At 47.3% G+C, this 22,573-nt stretch carries 21 protein-coding genes; 10 read left to right on the top strand and 11 right to left on the bottom strand.

Annotated features, from left to right (window positions below; all coding sequences use genetic code 11):
• The first annotated feature begins 87 nt into the window (after positions 1–87).
• Complete coding sequence (locus tag GA004_RS10695) at positions 88–549, top strand: hypothetical protein (RefSeq protein ID WP_283393852.1); 462 nt, start codon at positions 88–90, stop codon at positions 547–549.
• A 160-nt stretch (positions 550–709) separates the two neighbouring features.
• Entirely contained in the window at positions 710–916 is a 207-nt protein-coding gene (locus GA004_RS10690) for a hypothetical protein (protein WP_283393851.1), read from the top strand.
• 26 nt (positions 917–942) lie between these two features.
• Here the strand turns inward: GA004_RS10690 and GA004_RS10685 are convergent, their stop codons facing one another.
• Together GA004_RS10685 and GA004_RS10680 are read right to left on the bottom strand one after the other, a co-directional pair.
• On the bottom strand, positions 943–1,674 hold the full coding sequence (locus GA004_RS10685) for a GDSL-type esterase/lipase family protein (protein ID WP_283393850.1): 732 nt from the start codon (positions 1,672–1,674) through the stop codon (positions 943–945).
• 121 nt (positions 1,675–1,795) lie between these two features.
• Positions 1,796–2,419, bottom strand: coding sequence for a LysE family translocator (locus tag GA004_RS10680; RefSeq protein ID WP_283393849.1), 624 nt, complete (start codon positions 2,417–2,419; stop codon positions 1,796–1,798).
• Between the two features lie 211 nt (positions 2,420–2,630).
• Here GA004_RS10680 and GA004_RS10675 point away from each other — a divergent pair, with 211 nt between their 5' ends.
• Positions 2,631–3,212 carry a methyltransferase domain-containing protein gene (locus tag GA004_RS10675; protein ID WP_283393848.1) on the top strand — a complete coding sequence of 194 codons (582 nt, stop codon included), beginning with the start codon at positions 2,631–2,633 and terminating at the stop codon, positions 3,210–3,212.
• A gap of 427 nt (positions 3,213–3,639) precedes the next feature.
• Here the strand turns inward: GA004_RS10675 and GA004_RS10670 are convergent, their stop codons facing one another.
• The 4 genes from GA004_RS10670 to GA004_RS10655 form a co-directional block, all read right to left on the bottom strand.
• Positions 3,640–5,478, bottom strand: coding sequence for an MFS transporter (locus tag GA004_RS10670; RefSeq protein WP_283393847.1), 1,839 nt, complete (start codon positions 5,476–5,478; stop codon positions 3,640–3,642).
• 291 nt (positions 5,479–5,769) lie between these two features.
• Positions 5,770–6,012 (bottom strand): sulfatase-like hydrolase/transferase, encoded by a 243-nt coding sequence (locus GA004_RS10665; protein ID WP_283393846.1) that lies wholly within the window; start codon positions 6,010–6,012, stop codon positions 5,770–5,772.
• 360 nt (positions 6,013–6,372) lie between these two features.
• The gene (locus GA004_RS10660; RefSeq protein WP_283393845.1) at positions 6,373–6,663 is read right to left on the bottom strand and encodes a sulfatase-like hydrolase/transferase; all 291 of its coding nucleotides are present in this window, start codon (positions 6,661–6,663) and stop codon (positions 6,373–6,375) included.
• Positions 6,664–6,761: 98 nt separating this feature from the next.
• Complete coding sequence (locus tag GA004_RS10655; RefSeq protein ID WP_283393844.1) at positions 6,762–8,201, bottom strand: alkaline phosphatase D family protein; 1,440 nt, start codon at positions 8,199–8,201, stop codon at positions 6,762–6,764.
• A gap of 498 nt (positions 8,202–8,699) precedes the next feature.
• Here GA004_RS10655 and GA004_RS10650 point away from each other — a divergent pair, with 498 nt between their 5' ends.
• Positions 8,700–8,897 (top strand): hypothetical protein, encoded by a 198-nt coding sequence (locus GA004_RS10650; RefSeq protein ID WP_283393843.1) that lies wholly within the window; start codon positions 8,700–8,702, stop codon positions 8,895–8,897.
• A 627-nt stretch (positions 8,898–9,524) separates the two neighbouring features.
• Here GA004_RS10650 and GA004_RS10645 read toward each other — a convergent pair.
• Entirely contained in the window at positions 9,525–9,914 is a 390-nt protein-coding gene (locus GA004_RS10645) for a RidA family protein (protein WP_283393842.1), read from the bottom strand.
• A gap of 117 nt (positions 9,915–10,031) precedes the next feature.
• On the opposite strand from GA004_RS10645, the gene GA004_RS10640 reads away from it, so the two are divergent.
• Positions 10,032–10,832, top strand: a complete 801-nt coding sequence (locus tag GA004_RS10640) for a creatininase family protein (RefSeq protein WP_283393841.1) — start codon at positions 10,032–10,034, stop codon at positions 10,830–10,832.
• Positions 10,833–11,043: 211 nt separating this feature from the next.
• Here GA004_RS10640 and GA004_RS10635 read toward each other — a convergent pair whose 3' ends face one another.
• The 4 genes from GA004_RS10635 to GA004_RS10620 form a co-directional block, all read right to left on the bottom strand.
• Positions 11,044–12,318, bottom strand: a complete 1,275-nt coding sequence (locus tag GA004_RS10635; RefSeq protein ID WP_283393840.1) for an amidohydrolase family protein — start codon at positions 12,316–12,318, stop codon at positions 11,044–11,046.
• 300 nt (positions 12,319–12,618) lie between these two features.
• The gene (locus GA004_RS10630) at positions 12,619–13,149 is read right to left on the bottom strand and encodes a DUF2165 family protein (protein WP_283393839.1); all 531 of its coding nucleotides are present in this window, start codon (positions 13,147–13,149) and stop codon (positions 12,619–12,621) included.
• Between the two features lie 39 nt (positions 13,150–13,188).
• The gene (locus GA004_RS10625; protein WP_283393838.1) at positions 13,189–14,490 is read right to left on the bottom strand and encodes a cytosine deaminase; all 1,302 of its coding nucleotides are present in this window, start codon (positions 14,488–14,490) and stop codon (positions 13,189–13,191) included.
• Positions 14,491–14,501: 11 nt separating this feature from the next.
• Complete coding sequence (locus GA004_RS10620) at positions 14,502–15,431, bottom strand: ABC transporter substrate-binding protein (protein WP_283393837.1); 930 nt, start codon at positions 15,429–15,431, stop codon at positions 14,502–14,504.
• Positions 15,432–15,642: 211 nt separating this feature from the next.
• On the opposite strand from GA004_RS10620, the gene GA004_RS10615 reads away from it, so the two are divergent.
• From GA004_RS10615 to GA004_RS10595, 5 genes are all read left to right on the top strand, one after another.
• Entirely contained in the window at positions 15,643–17,076 is a 1,434-nt protein-coding gene (locus tag GA004_RS10615) for an FAD-binding oxidoreductase (protein WP_283393836.1), read from the top strand.
• Positions 17,077–17,201: 125 nt separating this feature from the next.
• Positions 17,202–17,972, top strand: a complete 771-nt coding sequence (locus GA004_RS10610) for an ABC transporter ATP-binding protein (RefSeq protein WP_343218802.1) — start codon at positions 17,202–17,204, stop codon at positions 17,970–17,972.
• 12 nt (positions 17,973–17,984) lie between these two features.
• Positions 17,985–18,791, top strand: a complete 807-nt coding sequence (locus GA004_RS10605) for an ABC transporter permease (protein WP_283393835.1) — start codon at positions 17,985–17,987, stop codon at positions 18,789–18,791.
• A gap of 36 nt (positions 18,792–18,827) precedes the next feature.
• Positions 18,828–19,835 (top strand): ABC transporter substrate-binding protein, encoded by a 1,008-nt coding sequence (locus tag GA004_RS10600; RefSeq protein ID WP_283393834.1) that lies wholly within the window; start codon positions 18,828–18,830, stop codon positions 19,833–19,835.
• 247 nt (positions 19,836–20,082) lie between these two features.
• The gene (locus GA004_RS10595; RefSeq protein WP_283393833.1) at positions 20,083–22,572 is read left to right on the top strand and encodes a TonB-dependent receptor domain-containing protein; all 2,490 of its coding nucleotides are present in this window, start codon (positions 20,083–20,085) and stop codon (positions 22,570–22,572) included.
• The last annotated feature ends 1 nt before the right edge of the window (position 22,573 follow it).

Raw genomic sequence — 22,573 nt, 5'->3', positions numbered from 1 at the left:
AACCTTCTTCTTGTTTATGGGCTTATAGGAAAATAGGAGTGGAGGATCGGCTCGACATGCTGGGAAGTGAGTTGCTAGATTCAAAAAATGAAATACCACATCCCACGTGCCCTGGTTTTTGTATTGCTTGTCTCTTCATGTGTGCGACAGGAGGTTCCCGCTTCCTTGGTTCAGGGGGTTTGGAGGGTCACTAAAATTGTGAATCTTGATAACGAAGAGGAATCGGATCCAGGCAACATGCACTATGTGGTGACGAAGAGGCATATTATGACGGTTGGAGGGAAGGAGGACCGGCCTGTGGTTGAGAAAAATTTTGCGAACATGACGTCGGAGGAGATCCTTTCGCAGCTTCCAGCGGGGGGAGGTTTCATGGAGTATGAGATCGTTGACGGCAAGATTCATCGCACGACCAAGTTTGCCCTGTCTGAACTGTTTGAGGGAAAGCTGATCCAGACTGAGTTTGAAGTGAACGCGAAAAATCTCGTTTTCCGGGACAACCACCATGCGGATGGACAGTTGCGGGAATGGCATATGGTCCGTGTTGAGTAGAAGGGCACAGTGATCCGCCAATGCGGAAATAATCCCTTTAGTTTCCCGTCCAAGGCAGAATACCAGATTATTCTATGGAGTACTTTATCCACATTGTTTTCTTCTTTTCCCTTTCATCGCTCGCCGGAGACGTTTCGCTGGAAGTTCGTCGATCCTTCAAGTGGTAAAGGATCCTCAAGTTGTGGCGGTAAAGCTGTCACTAGGGATCTTCGGACAAGGGGGCGCCCACGGTACGCAAAGCTGGGCAGATCCAGTAAATCAAACCATCTATATCCTCATGATCCAGTGCCGTGGATTCAACAATGGTGACAATTTACCGATGCGGAAAGCGTTTCAGCCAGCGGTTAATGCGGCGTTGAACAAATAGCAATTGAGGTGCGAGCGAGTTTTATGCTATCGCATCATCTCATCCAGGAGGGGAGCCATGCCTTCGACCCAGATCTGGTAGCCTGCAGGGCTGAGATGCAGTTGGTCTGGCATGATGGCCTTCGCGATAGTGCCATCGGCTGACATGAATTTTGGGCCGAGATCCAGAAATCGAATATCCTTCCCGTTGTCCAGTTTAGCTAGCTCGTTATTGATCGCTCGAATTTTTTTCATTTTCATCTCCCAGGGATCCTCTGCGCCCCTGGCGTTGCGAGGTCCCCGTGGAAACACGGCCAGCAACAGGATTTTAGTTTCTGGCAAGGCCTCTTGAAGCATTGCCACGATTTTTCGATTGGCGACTGCGATATCCTTGGCCGAATCATTGCCTGTGTTGTTTGTGCCAATCATGAGGACTACGACTTTGGGTGACATCTTGTCGAACTCGCCCTGTTCAATCCGCCAGATGACATGTTGGGTGCGGTCTCCGCCTATCCCGAAGTTTGCCGGTTGATACTTGCCCCAGGCGGATTCCCAGATATCTGGGACCTTGGTCCAACCCTCGGTGATCGAGTCGCCAAGGAAAACGACCCCAGCGGGTCCCGAGGCAGCTCGTTTGAGAAACGAGGCATGGAGCTCGAAGAAACGAGCGTTTCCGTGCTTGGTAGCTCCAGTGCTAGGGTCCTGAGCGTGGGAAAGAGGGATGAGTCCAACCAGAAGGAAAAATGAAAGGATTCGAAGGAGATAGGGATATTGCTTCATGGCTCGACTTTGAATGAGGCATACGGTGGAGAAAAGCCTAGAATAGGGGTCCGGGTACCAGAGAGGTCTTTCGCGCCACGTTTTGTAGGTCAAATGTTGTGGCTTAGGCACTCGGTGCGACTCAGCCGCTCCATAGGGCAGTCGTTATTCCTACCGCGCTATAGACGATACCGGCAGCATAACGTCCCCAGGAGAGGTCGTTGTTTCTTCGCAGGCGGGCGCTTGCGAGGCCTGCAAAGAGAGCCCAAGCACTGTCACCGAGCCATCCTATGAAAACGAACCCAAAACCAAGATACAGAAGTTGAAGCCAGAGTTCACTATTTTCGGGATTGGTGAACTGGGGGAGGAAAGCGAGTAGAAAAAGCGCGACCTTCGGATTCAACAGTCCGACGAGAGCTCCCTGGCGAAACGAAGGCGAATTCCGCTCGTTATCGCTGGTGGCACGAGAATTTGCTTTTGCGAAGAAGGAGCGAAGTCCGAGGTAAATTAGGTAGCTGGCTCCCGCGTATTTGATCCATAGGTACACCGATGGATAAGATACCAAGAGTGCAGCCAACCCGAAAGCGGCAGCCAGAGCTTGGCACAAGTTTCCTACCGCAATTCCCGCTGCGGTTCTTACAGCTGCTTTCGTACCTTCGCTGACGCCGCGAGCTACGATAAAAGCAACTGCGGGTCCGGGTATAGCGACCAGGGCCAGACAGGCTCCGATAAAAAGATAAATTTGAGTGAACTCTGGCAAGGGCATCAGTCAAGCACCTATAAAAACATAGACGGAAATGTCACTTCGAATATGAGCAAGGTGGAAAGGGGTTCTTTGTTCCGAATCAGCGATATTTTACGGGGGGCTTAGGATTTACGGAGCAAAATCCGTGGAAATAAAGAGATTAGCTAGAGATTGCGATTGATGCGCAGAAAGGTTTCCATTTGTCTTTTTTCTTTAAGGAGCGATTTGAGACGTGGATTGGGACCAAAGCTATCGGAGTAACGAAACCCCTTGGGAAAGGGGTGAGCCAGCGCCACCATTGGTTGGATACTTGGAGTCGCATTCGATCAGTGGTAGAGTATTGGTTCCAGGTTGCGGATTGGCGCATGATGTCCGGCTTTTAGCCTCGATGGGTTGCGATGCGGTGGGAGTAGATCTTGCTGAAACCGCTTTGAGTCGAGCCAGAGCTTACAAAGATCCAGAGCGGGGATCAGTTAACTACCTGTTAGCGGACATACTTGACCCCAGCAACGGCATTCGGGAAGCCAGCTTTGACTATGTTTTCGAGCATACTTGCTTTTGCGCAATCGACCCGGGTCGTAGAAAAGATTACGTGAAGGCCGTTCAGCGACTATTAAAACCTGGTGGCCATTTCCTTGCGATTCTCTTCACAAATTTGGATGACCCAGGTGGCCCTCCTTTCCCGACGTCATATGCAGAAGTGGAAAGTTTGTTTAGCCCTTTTTTTGAAACAGTCGGACATTGGAAACCTACGCTATGTTATGCTGGCAGAGAGGACGAAGAATCGATGTATCTAATGCGACAGCTCGGATGACGGTTGGGGCGGTTAATTTGGCAAACGTGATCAGCTTCTTTGCTTTGCCGATCAAAGCCATCAAGTCTTACATGTGTAGAGTATTTTGTGACAGAGGCAGCTGTGGTAGGTGTTCCAAAAACTTGCGAGAAGTGATCACTGCCTTGATCTCGCATTGCTCTTGAGCCAAGGTCACGCTTGTGGCGGGGGCGGTGTAGTTCAGGTTGACGCCTTTTCGGCCTCCCAGAGTGATGGCGAGATTAGCCAAGACGGGGGCGGAACCTGTCGGAAGCAATATGCCAATGCAGTCCTCAGAATCGGATATTAGAGAGTGAATACGGTTCTTCAGGATTAGGCTGGCAATGAGAAGTTCACTATACCTTAGCTCGTACTCTCTGTTGTCTTCGATGGCCAGTCGTCTCCAGTTTCGACGTGCGGACTCGACAAACTAATAACCGAGGCCTTTGCGGTGCTCCTTGACTAAATCGAATGAGTCGACAGAGAGGTTGTTGAAGGCTTGTTGAACCTCGAAGGTAGTCGATGTAGACGGTAGCGGGTTCCCGAAATGGATGCTTACGAAATAGCGAAAGTCGTGGAATAGACGAATTTGAGGCATCCCTTTTCGGTAGCTCGAAATGCGGCCCCAAGCCCCTCCGATATAGACGGGAATGATCGGGTGATCCGTTCCTTTGACAATCCGCTCAAAACCTTGCTTGAACGGGTGCATCTTGTCTGTGCGACTCAAGTTGCCTTCAGCAAAAATACAAACAAGGTAACCTTCGTCGAGTGCTTCACGGGCCTTTTTTAGCGAGAGAAGAAACTTTTTTGGATTGTCGGCTTCATTTATTAAAATGACACTGCCGAGCGAGCTTATCTTTCGGGTGAACCAGTTTGCCTTTTCATAAAAGCCACCGGACATGAGTATGCGGATCGGGCGTTGCTGGCTAGAGATGACTAGGGTCGCATCCATGAGGCTAAAGTGGTTGCAGACAAGAAGGGCTGGCCCGAATGGGGGAAGCCGGTCGAGCCCACGAACGTGAAGCCGATACCGAAACCTCGTTATGAGCATGCAAATGAACTTCGCAAAAAAGTCTGGCAGTACCCAAAGACTGAAAATTGCCAGGATCGCTAATCCGAAGGACAGAATAAAGAACCCATTTTGGGCGGTCAAATCGAGGACCGAAGAAACGAGGAATATGAGTCCGCTGGCCATTAAGATTCCAATCCAAGTCATGAAACCGTTGGCTGCTTGGATGGAGCCTAAGCGATCCTTGGGGCTACGGTACTGAATAAACGCATTAAGCGGAACGATGAATAGACCCGCGGCGAATCCGAGAACGGACATGCTAATGGCGGAGGACATAATGTTGCCTTTCTCGATCGTTCCCAAAGCGAAGAGAGACAAACTCATCAGCATCGAGGCGATGGGGACGATGCCCCATTCGATCGATCTGCCGCTGAGCCAACCGGCCGTGGTTGAGCCGACACCGATGCCGATTGCGGTCATCAGGAATAAACGCGTCGCTTCCTCGGGTTTCATCCCTAGATGCTGTTCGCCAAAATCGATGACGTTGAGCTGAACGTACGCCGCAGCGAGAGCGAAAACAGATAGGGCGAGTATTGAAAGTGTGAGAAAACCGTCATTGCGCACATCGGCCAACGTTTTGAATACGGTTCCAAATCCGTTTAGACTTAGCTTCCGATTCGGATGGGCGGGGCTCGGCTCTATATTGATTGCCGCTAGGAAGCCGCCCGCTGAAATGATGAGGCATACGGTGGATGCCAATCCGAATTTTCCATCGACCAACAGGCTGAGCTCGGGAGCTAGAACGGTACCGCTAATAATCGCAAGGTAGGTGAAGAGCTGTATGGATCCATTAGCCTTCGACAATTTTTCGGTGGGCACCTGTTCTGGGATCAGGCCATACTTAGAAGGGCCAAAGAAGGCGCTTTGGGCGGACATCAAGAACATCGTAATGTAAAGCATCAAACCGCTCTGAATAAAAAGAGCAGTAGCTCCGAAAGTCATCACAAAGAACTCGGTTCCTTTCAACTTTACGATCAGTTCCCGCTTGCTGTAGCGATCGGCAAAGTTACCAGCGATGGGAACAATCAGTAGGAAGGGGATAGCGAAGACCAAGCCCACCGATGCCAAGATGCTTGCCGATTCAGAGTCTCCTTTCCAAGCAATCAACGCATATACCATCAAAAGCTTGAACACGTTGTCGTTCATGGCGCCTCCAAATTGGGTGACATTGAGCCACCAGAAGGTTTTAGGGAGTGACATGTCTTTCATTCGAAGGGGAAGGAAGCGCTACGGTATTTCTGAAGTCAGCCCGCCGAAATAGCAAGGCACAGGCCAGTATTACCAAGAATTCCTCAATCTTTTTAATTTCAGGGGCGGTCTTACGCCGCGATCTCCGCAGTTTCCATCGCGGTGCAAAACCGCTCCTGCGATTTGGTCAATTGGAGCCAGCACGCTTTTCAGATGCTAACGACGATGCCCGTATTCAAAAACGTCGGTCTTAATTCCGCGCCGCTCGCGCATGCTGTAGTAGTTGAATTCGCTGAAACGCTCTTAAGTGCTGTTGTCGGGCCCATTGTCCGACGCGAAGATGACGAGCATATTCTCTGCCAAGTTCAGCAGACCGAGTGTATCCAAAGAAAGGCCGATGTAGTGATCGATCTCAAAGACAAGTTCGCCATAGGCCCCGGTTTCGTTTTTGCCTATGAAGGGGCTTTGGGGAACGATCGGACCATTTGGACTGGGTGGATCCCAGTGGATGAAGAAAGTGTTTTTCCGAATCAATGGCGAAAGCATCGTTGCACTTCTTTCCCCCTTAAACCTCGAGATACTCCACTACCTTTTTCGTGCTGTCAGGGAGCCAGCGAGGAGGTTCATTAGGATTCATGTTTGAATTAAGCGGATTAACGGCCTCGGACTGAACCTTTATGTTGCTATCCTGTTTGTCGTGGTACCCGATATACTAGGAACAGTCGAATCCCATTAGTTGGGCTCCGCGAAGTTTGTTGCTCGCGAAGTCGTAGGCGTCGATGTCGCCAGGTGTTCGGCCAAGTAGTACGGTATTGGAATAATTGTGGCACAATCCCCATTTTCCGAACTGTCGGGTATTGTATGCCTCTTCCTTTAATCGCGAGGCCAGGGTGGAGTGGTCGGTTTCTACATAGAGATCGCGGAACTTCGCCCCGTTGCCCATGCCCCTTTCCCTCGGCGCCACGGGTATCGACCAGAAAGGAGGGCGTAGTGTCTGGAACGGCAGACCGAGCCAACACAATGGGCATCCGTGAAATGAAATCCCTCGCGGGCGATGCGGTCTAGTTTGGGGTTGGGGTTCTTCGAGTCGGGATTGAGGCAGTTTACATCACCGTATCCCAGATCATCCAAGTAGATTAAAAGGATGTTGGGATTACGCGGAGTCTGCGCCTCGGTGTGGGCAGGAACGAATAGCATGACCAGCAACAGTGGAGCGCCTAATCATGGCGTCCTGCGATTCATGTATACTGTTTTCATATTTTAGTGCTTCTGCGGAAATACGGGGCTTGGATTCTTCACTTCGACGAGAAGGTATGTTCGTAGGCGACACTCCCATCGGTACGATGGTGTCGGAAGGTCAGCTTTGGTTGATCGCCTTCCTTCGATATTTCGCCGCTGAGAAAGCCCGCAATAATAGCGATGTACTGATGCTCGTCGGTTTTCAGATCCATCGAAAACCCGCCAACGTGCTTGGGGGAAGACGCTCCCGAAGAGAACTCATGCAGCCCAGTCCTATCGTCTTTACTATGAAATTGCCAATGCCGGTCACCGCAAATCACGATCACGTTGTTTTCCGCGCAGAACTTTCGAATCTCGTCTCCTTCATGTTTCCAGTTGTCATTGGAATGATTGTCTTTCTTGTTCTTCCGATCTGGACCAACAATCGGCGTGGGGGAGAACAGGATCTTGAAGGGCGCGTCGGAAGCGAGAACTCCTTCCTTGAACCAAGCCTTTTGCTCCGTTCCCCAGATCGTCTTGTCTGGCCCGTCAGACATATCATTCGGGCTCCGATAGTCGCGGCCCTCAACAAACCAGAATTCGAGGTCCTGGCTCCAGCGACGACTACGGTAGTTCGGATGCCCCATGGGGACTTGCTCCCGAAAAATCGAAAGCCCTCTCACCCACGAGAGATCACCCGCTTGGTCGCCCGGGACGCTGTCATTGGTAACGGTGTCATGGTCGTCCTTTATGAAGAAGCTGGACACTTGCTTATGGAAATTGATGATGTCCGAGCATCCGTACCAGCGGTTCCAATGAAAGCGGGCCAAGTCTGGAGTGAGTGCATCGACGTCCCCACCGGCGCTTCGCTTGTCGTAATAGACGATGTCGCCCATGTGAGCGAAGAACGCGGGATCGAGATCCAGCATTTGGTCGTAGATCTGGAGACCCGCTGTCCCTTTGTCTCGAGTGATCCAGCTTTGACATGTCGAAATGACAAAGTGAAACGGTTCGCTCGCACTGGCGCCCAGCGCGGTATGAAAGGAACCGGAGAGGGATTGCCCCGTTTTACCACTGGCGGAACGACTTTCAATCTCTAGTTCGTAGCGTTGATTCGCTTCTAGATTCTCGAGGGTCACCTGCCGTGTGTAGTCGCGATTTGGGTCGACGCTCAACCAATCGGTCTGCGACTTCGAGTTTGGCCGATTCTCCGGGCACCAGCTAATCCGGACGCTTCCCTTCGCGCCCATTAAGCTTCCCTCCATATCTGATAGCGCTGCTCCTTGGGGAAATTGCCTTTCGCCCAATTCGCCGACATCGAAATTACGATCCTTCGTTCCAATCCACTTCAATCCCTCCCAATTGGGCTCCGCTCGCTCCGTCAATCTTACCCACACCCGCGTCGAATGGTCGGTGGTTTCGCCGATCTTCATCCCGTTGCCGAAGTAAGGCTGGGCATGAGCGGTGGAGATCAGGGTAGCCAGGACTAGGATTGTTCGAAAAGGGATACGTTTCATAATCGTTAGATTGGGTTGTTGGAATGACGGAGCAAGCTTCCTTTGGCATAGAGGGTGTTCCATGAGTCGAAAGGTCGGTCTAGCGATCGCTAGTAAGCCGCATAAGATTCGTGAAGGTTGCGACTGCTTAAGGGTAGTCAGCATTGTCTCCTTCGCGAATATCTGATGCACATGAGACAAGCTCTATACCTATAGTAATGGGAAAACAAATACAATTATAAGATTCATTCTTATTGAACTCAGTGATCGCCTTTCAGCTCAAGGAAAACGGATTCGACTTGGGCTGTGCCGTCAAAGGGAAATAGAGAAAGAACGGGCCGTCGGAATTGGCAACCCTTTAAATAAAGCCTTTGGCCTCGGTGAGGAGGTCATCCAATGCTTGATCGAATTCAAGGCTTTTAGCCTTTCTCCCTCCCCTCGGTGGCCGAGTTGGGCCTTCAATTCGGTGTGCACACTCATGAAGGCCGATAACGGGCGAGGCAAAAGGATTTAATTTGTGTGCTTGTCGTTCTCGAAGACCTAGTGCGGCATGTGGATCCAGCCTTCCTGGCGGGCTGTAAGGAGTTGGGAGTCGGTTGGAGGGAAGTTCTACGTTGGGCGGCTTCGGCGGGCGGTGATAGCGGCGACCAGGGCGTCCAGGTTGTCGTAGCTTTCGGGAATCACGATATTTGGAAACTTATGTCTAATGCCAGCTAGCATTTATTTTCGCGTATCGAGAATATACGTCTTTTTGTAGCCATGCCCGTGTAGACCGCAAGATAGAAGGCTTGCTTTGGGGTAAACTTCGAAGAAACCTTTTTTACCGCCGCTTTTATCTTTCATTCCATGACTGTTAAGCAAAGCCATTGCACGCATGGCGGGCAGGGCAATCAAGTCCGTGTACAAACTCAGAGGCTATTTGCCAAGGTGTTTCCGAATGTCCTTATCGGTTGTTCGAAACTGCCTCTCATCACGCAGGTCATTGTCCGATGAATGGTAGGCCCATTTGGAAACAGATTTTGCGAATAAAGATGGCTAACCAAACGGAGCGTCGATTCCAGTGGCGTTAGCTTTCGCGATCAGTTTGTCCAAAACCTCACCTGAACACGATTCGTGGGGATCGCTGCATTTTCCCGAATTACCGGAAAATTTAACCAGCAAGCGGATGATACCTTGCTTTGGGAAGAGAGAACGATTCAGAGCACGATGAATAAAGAATTTTCCACAAATCTAATCTTTAACTCTAATCGAGAACTTCACCTCGATCATCTGCGACAGGATCAATCCTGTTTTTTTAACAAGAACGTTATCAAATTTACGGTCTTAGAGCCTTCTGGAAGCGGACTAGTCTGTTGCGGCAGCAACCACTTCAATTTCTACCAAAAATTCCTCCCGCGAGAATCCAGACACAATAATTAAAGTCGAAGCGGGACCTGGGGATTTAAATAATCCATCTCTAACTTTCATAAAAGGCTTTAAGTGCTCTCTGCTAGTTACAAAAGTATTTATGCGTACGACGTTGGCTAATGTCATATTTGTTTCCTTGAGTACAGCCTTTATGTTTTCGAAAATGAGTACTGTTTGGCTTTCAGCGTCTTCAGGAATTGATTCATTTAGTGAAACGCTCAATTGCCCTGAGCAAAAAAGAATTCGGGACTTTGTTGGAATTTCTACCGCGTGGCTGTAGTTAGCGAACGGAGATGGAATGTTATCGGGATTAATAAATTTGGGCATAAAAGACAAAAGCAAGCTAAGTGCCAAACTTACATCAGGTAAAGGTTTGTGCAGAAAAAATAGCGATATATTCGCTGAGAATTAAGGATCGGCGCGGAAGTAGCTGACTGTTCAAGCATGGCAAACAAGCGCTTTTTAGCTCACATGACCTGGCCGGAAGTTAAGGCTATAGATAAATCTAAAGCCCTAGCAGTGCTTCCAGTTGGAGCAACCGAGCAGCACGGTCACCACCTACCAATATATACCGATACAATAATCAGCTCAGGGGTACTTGAAAGGGCTATGGATCGACTTCCTGAAGTCGCGCCTGCCTATCTCTTGCCGCCGATTACGATTAGTAAAAGTAATGAACACCGTGGTTTTCCGGGCACAATTTGGGTCGGAGCAAAGACGCTATATGACATGCTTTTCGAAATCGGCCGAAGCGTGCACGAATCCGGTTTTCGCAAACTTTGCTTTTTTAATGGTCATGGCGGAAATGTAGGTGTCTTACATTCAGTGACAAGGGATATCCGAGATGAATTTGGGATGACTACATTCTTCGGTTCGGCGAGTTCTTATGTTAACGGGGTAGATCTTCCCCCCAGCGTGGATTCGAGAGAAAAAGATTATGGAATACATGCTAGTTTTACAGAGACGGCTCTAGTAAAAGCACTGGAACCTGAACTAGTTAAAGACGAGTTAGCAAAACCTTGCTTCCCTGACTACCCGACTACCGGAATCGGTTTGACTGGAAAAGTCTATGCACAATGGAAAACAGAAGATTGGTCTTCGACAGGAGTATTTGGGGATCCAACCGGCGTGACTGATGAGATTGCGGCTGAGTACCTGGAGCTAGCAGTAGAAGGCACTGTGAAGTTCCTTCAGGATATGATCGACTTCGAATATGCCAAGCCTCCCACCGAGGATGGCCTTTAATATTAATTTTTAGGGCTTTTTATTTTTTATCAGGACAAACTTGATGCCTATTGATACTAATAATAGGGCATTCTTATAGCATGTATTGATTTACTCTGTTGGCTCTCGATTTTTTTGGAGCCTGCGTACACCAGCAAAAAATTGAGTGGCTACCAACTAATTCCCTTATGTTTTACCGGGTTTCAAGGTTTGGATCAAGTCGCCTCCGAGGTTAATTATTGCCAGTTTGATCCGAAACTATGCGAGCAACTCGTCGAGCAACCTCATTTTTGATTGCCCCCATATCGTGATTTGGGAACCTTCTGTTTTCTACTATTTTTTGGCCTCGCACCCAAACGCTTTCTATATCGTTAGCACTTGTTGCCAATACGACTGTCGAGTAGGGGTCGAAAACAGGAGAGCCTGGCTGAATTATGAGAAAGTCTGCAAATTTGCCCAATTCTAGGCTGCCGACTCGATCATCAACCTCGAGGACCTGTGCAGTTTTTAGGGTGTGCATTCGCAAAATATCAATGGATGACATAACAGCTGCGTTAGAGTCTTTCATTCGCAACGCGTACATCCCCATTCTCATATTTTGAAAAGGGTCGCAAACGTCACCACTTGCACTTCCGTCGACTCCCATACCAATTTCAAGACCTGCGGAAAGATATCTTGGAATATCAGCCAACCCTGATGCTAATCGACCATTCGAGAGGGGATTCCATATCATTTTCGCACCTGCTTTCGCTGAAGTTTCCAAAATTTTATCTGTGACATGTATAAAGTGGGCGTAAACAAGGCCATCCCAGAGCCCGCCCTTCTCAGCCATTAACTCGAACTTTTTCTGCCCATTCCTAAAAGATTCAGCTTTCTCCTCCAGATAGTGGATCTGCATATCTAAATCGAGTTCCTTTGCCAAATTAACTTCTTCGCGATGAAAGTCCATATCACGATAAATACCAGTCCCATGTAATCCAAAACCCAAGCAGGCATGAGGGCCAGGGCGCCTAGAAGTATCATCTATCAGGGAGAGCAATTTCGATTTTCGGATCGCTGCGCTCGGCTCATTCTCGTCAAGTACATAAGAAAAAATGAAGTGCTGGCCGGCGGCCATCTCTGCCTCAAACTGTTCAAGATATTGATCATAAGTGGGTGCCACATTTTGTGAATGGTTCAGAGTAGTGGTAATGCCGTTGGCAAGCTGATCAAGTGCACCGTATAGGGTGAAATTATACATGTCTCCATCTTGAAAGAAATCCCCAAAGGTCCAGTGCAAGGAATTGAGCCATCCGTAGAGCTCTTGATCACTTGCCAATCCACGGAAAGCACTTTGCCAAAGGTGGTTGTGACCAGAAACAAATCCAGGCAGAATAATTTTACCGCGGGCATCAATTAGAGTCCCACCTAGCGTTTCAGAGGGTTCGCCTTCGACTATATCAATAATTAGGCCTTCTTTTGAAATTTGAATGTAACCATCTAAAGGCTCAGCAGAGCCTTTTGCCATGGTTAATATATAATTTGAGCGTATCAGATAGACATCCATTGTAAGCCCAGCAACTGCGACGGAATAGAAAAACAGAGTCAGTGAAAGAACCTTACAGATTTTGCTCATGCACTAGTCCGAGCATAATCTGTTCCGAAGTGGAGACACAAAGTCGCGTTCCGTATTTCCGTAACTTCTTAGACGCTGCATCGATTTTTCTTTAGGAAATCTGTTTAGAAATTAAAGGCGGGCTGGAATGCAGTCCTCTTTTTGATCAACACCGATGGTCAATTTTGCACAAAATAAAGCGGGTTTTGAATCTCAATTGGTGTTTTCTTCCTCCGAAAGTCCCCGCGAATTTTCGCCGAACTCGGGCAAATAAACGAATATAAGGATGATTCCGAAGCAAGCGAACATGCGAAAAGCTGCATCTTGACCGTTCCATATTTCAGATTGCCACATGGTGAACCACTCACCTCCAATTGTAATAAACGCTACGAACCATTGAAGCATACTAAGCACAAGGCCAGCAATAGCGAGTGACTTTCCTTCTGCGAATTCTGCTTGCGGAGCTTTTAATCGGCTCAAAAGTTTATATCCCCCGATGAAGCAAAAGACCATAGCTGCCCCTTCCCATAATATGATTGTCGCATAAAAAATCGTGTGGACGAGAGGACTGTCGATGGAACGCCACATCAACTGGTTCCCCTCAAATACGGTGGTCATTCCCAATACGTTCTCGACGAAGAGAAGGTTTGAGCCGTAGTCAGTGATATTATTGAGAACGATCAGAAAAAGTAGTAACGCTACAGAAAAAACCAGAGCGATTTTTGTTAATCTTATAATTTGCATAAATTCGGCGAGCAGTATTCCTGCCAAAAACGAGCCATCCTAGTGCTGGAGCTCCTCGTAGTCTGGGGTCTCTTTCGCTTCAGAGTGGAAACCTATCAATTCTCTTTTCTGTGCAGGGCGAGCGAGCAGTTCATTAAAACTTCTACTGTCAAAAACTACCAAGCGGGCATCGGAACCTTCCTCGACTCGTCCCATACCTTCTAACCCCATTATATCTGCTGGCCCCGAAGTAACCATTCTAGTCGCTGCATTAAGCTTCATGTCTAAATGAGCAATGCGGATGCTTTGAACCAATACCTCAAACATATCGAAATCTCCCCACGCATAAAAGGCGTCTCGAACGTTATCACTTGCACAGGCTAGTGGAACTCCCGCGGTTTCCAGCTCATGCAACAAAGTCACGCCTCTCCACCGAGGAGTTGCTCGAGCGGAGTCCTTTGCTACCCGCCTATCTTGTAAATACATATTGCACATCGGCAAGGATACGATTTGCACTCCGGCTTCTTTAATAAGGTCTATCGTCGAATTCGCTCGGCTTTCATCCTGAATGGCTAAGCTGCAAACATGGCCGCAGGTTACAGGGAGCGAAAAATCTTTTTTCAGGATGGTTTTTGCGATGCGCCGGACGCATTCAGCTTCTGCCAACCCATTCTCGTCGACATGTAAATCAACGCCTAATCCCAACTCGGCAGCCAAATCAAAAAAATAATCCAATTCTGCGTCCAAATTTGGCCCCATCTGAGGCATCCCGCCCAACAATGCTTTGGGAAAATTTAGGGACTTCTCAGCGATTTCTTGTCCGATTGGCTCCATGTAAAGTTCAATGCCACATAGACTGACAGTCTGTAGTTGAATCCGGCCTGACCAACGCTCGCTCAAAGCCCTCATGGCTTCGTAGCTATTTTCCCCGAAATCTCGCCCGACATCTAAATGGGTTCGCATGGCAACCGTGCCGTGGGATTCAGCACATCTAAGGGCGAAGTCTCCTCGGCGGTAGAGGTCTTCAGTTGTCCAGTTAAATCTATCTCTAGACAATAAATCGATAGCATCCCAAAATTCTCCCCTGACGTTGGGTGCCCGATCCCATGTGAATGCTTTGTCCAAGTGAACATGAGAATCTATAAATCCTGGTAAAACGATTCTGTTACTCAGATCTTTAACTTTAACACCATCAGTTGCATTGATTACACCAGGAGCTGCGATCGCTGTTATAAGTGTATCCGAAATTTCCAGGTCTCGGATTAAAATCTCAGCTTCCCTGGCCGCCCCTTCAGATCCGATTGAATTGGCAAGCAATGATTTTGGAATTGCTGCGTTACGAAGTATGAAAGTTTCGGGCATGTTATCTTGTCTTAGTCATGCGGAAGAAATTGCTGGCTCAAAAGATCTTTTATTGAAATCGAGTCTGATATCAATCCATGCTCTAAAAGTCTTGATTGCCCGTTTTCTAGAAGGTCTGGGCTCATGGGGCGAAAAAGTGAGCCGGATTCAGGCTCCATTAGCTCTCTAATCTTTGCCAATGAGCGAAGTTGGTAATCGCGATCTAGTGATGGATTGTATTTCTCCAAAATCAAGTCGATCGTCTCCTCTGGATTATCAAAGGCGTAAGCCCATCCAAGCTTAGCTGCTTTCAGAAATCCGCGGAGGTTTGAGGATTTCGCCAAAGCCGTCTTCCGTTCAGTAAACATGACCTGCGAGTAAGCTTTATAGCCATGATCTCGTGCCAAAAATATTCCAGCCCTGTCTCCGACCATTTTCTGCAGCTTTACAAATTCATCGATGTAATAACATTGAAGGGCGTCGAGCTTCCCGTCTAACAACGGCTGGGGGTCGTGGGATGCCTTAAACGTGTCAAGTTCGGAGGTGTCCGCACCGGCTTCCCGTAAAAGAAGCTCAATCACTCTAGCACCATCAGAATGGATTCCTATTCGCCGATCCGCAAGATCCGAAAATTTACTAATGTTTCCTCCTTTGATGTACATCCAACCCATCGGGCTATCCTGAAACATTGTTCCTAGAGCAACTACATCCGCTCCCTCGGCAACTTCAGCAATTAAAACATTGCTTTCTGTGGAACCAATACTGAGGCCTGGAACCTCAACTGTTGCCGAAACCGTATTTGCGGTGGTAACGCCTCCTCGTAGTTCGAGTCGAAGACCCTGATCGAGAAAAAAGCCTTGTTCAATTCCTTGATAAAATCCAGCAAACTGGGCATTAAAAATCCAATCAAACTGAACCACTACTGGGATCGGAGATCTCTGATCAGATGCTGACTCAGGCATCGCGTGTGAACTCGATAAACAAATAGCTAGTAGGACTGAGGTGGTAACAATCAAAAGCCTCAATCTCTTTACGAAGTTCGTGAGGCCAGAGTTTTGACCGATTACGAATAGTCGCTGCCCAACAGGATTCCCAAAACTCATCATAAGTTTACGGGTCAGCAAAGAGCGTACCAATTCCATAGCTCTTTTAAATTAAGCGAGGCGATAAAAAATGGCAACATTCCTGCTGGTTCACCAGGGAATGACCTCAAAACCAATTTATTTACCAACAATCACACCCGAAATAGTTTCTACACTTCAATCGATCGTACCAAAGGAGCGGATTTTCACGGGCAGCAAAACGGAAAAGTTTTCGAAAGACTTCTATTGGTATTCCCCAATTTTGAAGCGTTTGCTTGAAGATAGGCGGGCTGAGGTTGCAATCCGAATCGATACAAGAGAAGAGCTTAGAGACATTACAGCATTGTTTTTTTCAAAGGATGTTCCTGTTGTGATTCGGGGTGGTGGGTCCGGCAACTATGGTCAGCTCATCCCACTGTATGGTGGAGCAGTGCTAGACCTTTCTGGCATGTCAAAAATTTTTAGTGTTGATGGGGTGGTGCGTGCCGAGGCTGGTGCGACACTGCGAGCAATCGAGTTCGAAGCAAGAAAAGCCGGTTGGGAGTTAAGATGTATGCCGTCTACGTGGGCTATCAGTTCAATTGGAGGATTTTTTTGCGGAGGTTCTGGCGGAATTGGCTCGATTTTACACGGCGGTATCTCCTCAGGTGACAACGTGAAGTCCGTCACTATTATGACGATGGAGTCGGAACCGAAATTTATAAAATTCGAGGAAAAAGATGCGATAAAGGCCCTACATACCTACGGGACAACGGGGATTATGGTCGAGGTTGAAATGCGACTCGGAAAGGCCTTCAATTGGGAACAATTGATTTTCGTCCATGACAACTGGCACGAGCTTCTGGAATGGACATACTCGGTCGCGACTGACGATAAGATCGTCAAAAGATTAGTCACAGTGTTCGAAGCTGAGATTTGCAGCTACTTCAAGCCATTGAAAAAATTCCTGCCCGAGGAAAAAATGGCTACTTTCCTGATGGTCGATGAGCCTGCCGTCGAAGCTCTTTTAGAATCCGCTAAAGCTGCCGGCATTGCACACGTATATTCTCGCCCTTTTGGTAATCCTCCTAAACCACCCTTCATCACAGACTACACATGGAACCATACGACTCTTTGGGCTATAAAAGCGGACCCGTCTATTACATATTTGCAGTGCGGCTTCGGGGAAAATTTTAGCGAGAATTTAGATAAGCTTAAAAATAAGTACGGAGATGAATTTTTACTACATCTCGAATTAACATTAGGAAACGCAAAGTTCGAAGCGGGTAAACCTGGAGTAACAGTCGGAGGCATACCGCTAATAAAATTCACAACAGAAGAGAGGTTGAACGAAATAATAGATTTCTGTAAATCGATCGGCGTAGGCATAGCGAATCCACACACCTACAAGTTAGAAGAAGGCGGGGTTCACCCTGACATAGTGGAGAAAAGGGCTCTGAAGGACGCTGTTGACCCGAAGGCTCTATTAAATCCAGGCAAAATGATTAGTTATCATAAAAATCCTTTCGAAGCTCAACCTGCATAGGAACACTAACGGAATCTCTCAATGTAATAGTAGTTCCGCTCTAGCGAAATAGCGAAGTATTCGAAATTGAAGCTCCGATTGTTTTTTTAAGCCAGTGAAACAAGTTTTTATTTTTCAAGCTAAGCGTGTTAATTCCTCCTAACCCAGATACTCCTTTGGTAAAGATCGAAAACGCTAGTAAGTGCTTCGGGGATACAATTGTGCTCGATAGGATTAATTTTTCTGCGAAAAAAGGAGACTTCGTTAGCCTAGTTGGACCCAGTGGGTGCGGGAAATCCACGTTTTTAAAACTAATTGCTGGCCTTCACCTTGCCAGCGAAGGATCTGTGACCATCGATGGTTTGGACCCCAAGAACGCCCGTGAAGAGATGGCTTTCATATTTCAGGACGCAAATCTTCTGCCTTGGAGACGAGTCCTTTCGAACGTCGAACTCTCATCTCAACTCCGTGGAGTGTCTAAGAGAAAAAGGCAAGAGACTGCTCGCGAAGTGCTTGAACTCGTTGGTCTATCTCATGCACTGCGTCATTTTCCTTGGCAGCTTTCTGGGGGCATGAAAATGAGGGTTTCTATTGCGAGGGCTCTCACTCTGTCGCCTAAGTTACTTTTGTTGGACGAGCCTTTCGGAGCTCTTGATGAAATGACTCGGGATAAATTAAACGAGGATTTGCTTCGGATTAAGGCTCGAGATGGATGGACCGCGTTTTTTGTTACTCACTCAGCAGCGGAGGCAGTATTTCTTTCAAACCAAATTATTGTTTTATCTGCTAAACCAGGCAGAATTGCGGAGGTGATAAATGTAAAACTGCCCGCTTTTCGTGATGCAGATTTACGAGAAACATCGGAATATCTCAGTCAGGTTGCCAATGTTTCTCGATCGATTCGAAAAGCTCATTAAAGTTCTTATTTGATGAACAAGCTAAAAGCGATCTTTCTACCGTTCATTTCAGGAATACTTCTTCTCGGTATTTGGTATTCGGTCGCATTTGTTTACGCAAAAAACGAGGGTTATGAAGTACAACGAATTGTCATTCCTTTTCCCCATCAAATAGTAGAGGCTTTATGGGATGAGCGTGCAATATTGTGGATCGCCACTCGTCAAACCGCATTCGCCGCTTTAGTTGGCTTCATCGCCGCTGTCACTTTTGGCTACGTATTATCGATGTTACTGGCATCAGCTGTATGGGTAAAACGGTCGCTTTACCCTTGGATCTTAGTGCTACAAATGACTCCCGTGGTGGTCCTTGCACCCATATTTGTTTTGTGGATCGGGCAAGGCCTTCCAAGCATAACAGCTATTACTTTCATGATTGGGTTTTTTCCTGTCGTCGCCAACACTACCATGGGCTTGATATCAACGGATCGTAATTTAATAGAACTTTTTGAGATGAGCAATGCTAGCAAAACACAGGAAATAGCGTATCTTAGAGTTCCGTATGCGATGCCCTATTTTTTAACTGGTATGAAAATTGCGGGTACGTTAGCCCCGATTGGAGCGATAGCTGGCGATCTTTTTGCGGGAAGCTCCCAAGGAGGGGTAGGAGGCATCGGTTTCATGGTGATTTTGTACAATTCCCAAGTCAAGGTTCCAGAGCTGTTTGCTACAGCGTTTGTAGCCTGCTTCTTAGGGTTCATTTTTGTTGGCTGCGTCAATTGGCTCCATTGGATGCTCCTGAAGAATTGGCATGAATCAGTTAGAGCGACAGACATCGAATAAAGATTTCAACAATCCAAATTTAGAGATTATTCCTGTATGAAAAAGAACGCTGTATTCACTAATCTGTTCCTAATCGGAGCTTTTATATTTGCTGGTTGTGCTCCGACCGAACAAGTCTCCTCGACAGATGGCCTTGTTAAAGTTACTTTGCAAACTGATTGGTATGCCCAAGCTGAGCATGGTGGATTCTATCAAGCTGTTGCGGAGGGTTATTACGAAGATTTCGGGCTCGATGTAACTATTTTGCCTGGTGGACCCAATGCTATGGCTGCTCAAAAGACAGCTACAGGGAAAGTTGAATTCGCGATTGGACGAGCGGATGACGTTGTGCTCCAAGCATCTAATGGCGTTCCAATTCTAATCGTGGGATCGTTCATGCAGCACGATCCGCAGGCGATTCTCTTGCACGAAGAAAGTAGTGTGAACAATTTTGAGGACTTGGACGGTCGTTCTGTTATGACAACGCCTGGAGCTGCGATGATTAAGTATCTGGAAAAACGTTTCGATATCACAATCGAAACAATGCCCGTCGACTATGGAATGAGCCGTTTTCTTGCTGATAAGGAGTTCATTCAGCAGTGCTTTATTACCAGTGAACCATACTATATTCGAAAGGAGGGAGCAAATCCCAAGACATTGCTAATCGCGGATAGTGGATACGACCCCTACCGAGTTATGTATACTAGCAAAACCTTTGCCCAGAAGAACACTGACGTAGTCAAAGCTTTCGTAGAGGCCTCGGTAAAAGGCTGGAAAAGCTATATAGCTGGGCCAAGGGATAAAGCAAATGAGGTGATAGCAAAAGGAAATCCCAAAATGACGGAGGAATTTTTGAGCTATTCGCTAAACGCCATGATTGAAAACCAGCTTATATCAGGATATCAGGATGAGGATCAAACAGGATTAATAGATCCCGACCGCATGCAAGCACTGATAGACGACCTCTTCCTCCTAGGTGTCATCGAGAAAAAAGTCTTTTCCAGAGATCTCGCACCCATTTCTTTCCTGCCTGAATATTTGCAAGAGATGATCGATTTGGATTGATATGCCAGTTCGATTGAGCTCCTAGGTGCAGGTGACCATCAGTGCTCGGAGGAGAATTCTTTAGCGGTCAAAAAAAAATGCGCAGAAGGGGTCAAATATTGTTCAAAAATGATTCAGCTATTAATCAAAAAAGCTCAAAATAGAGCAGTAGATCGAGTAGTGCGGTTAAACGAGATGTGGCATGGCTGATGCTTTTATTTGCGTGGTTCTAACACACGACAACTAAAAACAATACAACCACACCACTATGATAAAATCATCGCACAGAACAATTCTGTCAATACTCATCGGTTTTACGACCAGCGTTTCGAATCTTTCGGGACAAGATTCGGGATTACCAGAGCTAGAAAGTTTTATAGCCGATGAAAGTGCATCCGCACTTAACAATACTATAATGCCAACTGAGCGCGAAATCTCAGGCCTTTTCTCTGACGCAAAGAGTATATTGGAAATACCCAGATCCGTTACCCTCCTGTCGCCAGAAATACTGGATCAGCTAAACATCAAAGGTCTGCGTGACCTCGAAAAGGTTGGTGCAGGTACCCAAGCCTTCAACTATTATGGGGTGCCTGGATCTCCAACTATAAGAGGAGCTAGAGGCGGAACTTACTTGAATGGAATGCTCAGAGCGTACAATCGCAATGAAATGCCACTGTCTTTCGGCTCTCTAGAAGCGATCGAGATCGTCAAAGGTCCTGCTCCTGCGGACTTCTCGCCGACTCTGATAGGAGGATTTGTTAATCTGATCCCTAAGACTCCATTTTTTGATGAGGAGAAAGGTTCAATCGAGCTCCAATTCGATAACTGGGGTAGAAAGACTGCAACTGCGGACTTAGGAGCACCATTTTTAATATCGGGAGAAATCCCAGCCGCATACCGATTATCAATAACCTCACAGGACGGAGAAAGCTACTATGACGATTTGAGTAATGATTATACGTCTGTTTACGGATCAATAAAATTTCGTCCGAAAAAAGGTGTATCCGTTTTTATGGGAGGTGAATACTTTGACTATAAGTCGAATGAAAATCCTGGGTGGAATCGCCCCACGCAGCAATTAGTTGATACAGGCGCTTATGTTATTGGTGAGCCTCAAGACATCACTAGCGGTATATGGAGAGGAACTGCTGCACGACGCGAAATCTCCGCTGATCCTAGGCTTGCGATCGAACGCTCGGTAGCGGAAGAACTTGTTCCAAGTTTCGGAAACATAGAGGACATGGAGTTTATCACGGATTCAGATGGCGTTGAAAAATACGTCTACACATCCGACTATTTTGCTAACGGGGGCAGTGCGGTAACAAGGCAGCTAGAGGGTAATGTGGTACTCACAGATCCAAGTGACTTTGCCGACTCAACGGACACGGTTTTGTTTGCTGACATTGTACTGGACTCGAATCCAGAGAGAACAGTAACGATAAAAGGAATCGCGGAATTTCTGGAGACTGAGAAAAGCTCATCCTACGGATACGCATTCGCTTCCGAGCAAACGCTGTTCGGTGCTAAAATGTATGTTACAGAGCGTGGCCTTATACCGAATACTTCCTTTAGTTACGGAATCGGGGCGCGCTTCCATGACGCAACTCAACTGCAGGATTATTGGGACGAGCCGTTTAGTCGCCGAGATATAACCGAGGATGAGATAAGCGCTAATACAATTCTTCTTTCCGGAGCCCAATTCCCAATAGGGGGCAACAACCAGTGGGGTCTCTTTGGTGTGGGCGGAAATTCGGAATCGGAATTGATGCAATTGTCCACGTTCATTAATGGTCAATCTAAGCTCATGGATGACAAATTAAGCTTACTTGGGTCAGTTCGTTTCGAATACGCAGACTTCGATATCAAAGTTCCCAGCGAAGTTGAGGGTTTAAGCGCAGAAACGAGGGCCGATTACGCCAGCATTGGCTCTGATAGTACAGATTACCTTAACTGGAACTTAGGTCTCAATTACGAAGTGGCCGAAGGGATCTATCTTTATGGAAATTATCAAGAGGGAACTTCTATGGATCCAAGTCAAGGTGGTGCACTCGTGGGCGAGGCTAATTTTGCCGAGAATGAGATGTCTGAGGCAGGGATCAAATCGAGTTTTATCGATGGGAGCCTTTTTACTTCGGTAGCTTTTTATAATTGGGAGCAGAGCGCCTTTAACGGAAGGGCTGGGTCCAGTGAGCCACTAGAGGGGGAAGGATTTGAGTTTGAGGCGACTTGGATCGTTTCGGATTCTCTTAAGTTTATTGGATCTTTTACGTCGCAAGAGGTAGTCCGAAAAACGCCTTTGGGCTTTCGTACCATTCCCTTTTCTGAGCAAGATTGGGCCATGTACGGGGGCGAGCTGAACGATCCTTTCGGTAATGCTGGATTCGACGGACGTGACCGCTACGACAGAAACTTTGGGACCCCTCCAGCCAATCCCAACCTTGTTTTCCCTGGTCCTCCTGAAGAAATAATTAAGGTATTTGGAATATATGATTTCCAGAACGGGTTCGAAATGTCAGGTGGCGTGAGATCTCAAGAAGAATTCTTTTTGGATTTCGATCGACAAATCGTACTGCCAGACGCCCTTATTTGGAGTTTGGGTGGCAAGTATTCAACGGAGACCTGGGATGTTGGGCTAATGGTTGAAAATCTTACAGACGAAGAATATTTCATAGGAGCCGCTCCAATTTTCGCAGCAAATACGCTCGTAACGAAAGCGCCTGAAAAGACATTTGTTTTCACTTTCAGGTATAAGTTCTAAA

Origin of the sequence: Candidatus Pelagisphaera phototrophica (assembly GCF_014529625.1) — a bacterium.
GTDB lineage: Bacteria > Verrucomicrobiota > Verrucomicrobiia > Opitutales > Opitutaceae > Pelagisphaera > Pelagisphaera phototrophica.
The sequence above is the reverse complement of the archived record's forward strand: the minus strand, read 5'-3'. Positions and strand labels throughout refer to the sequence as shown.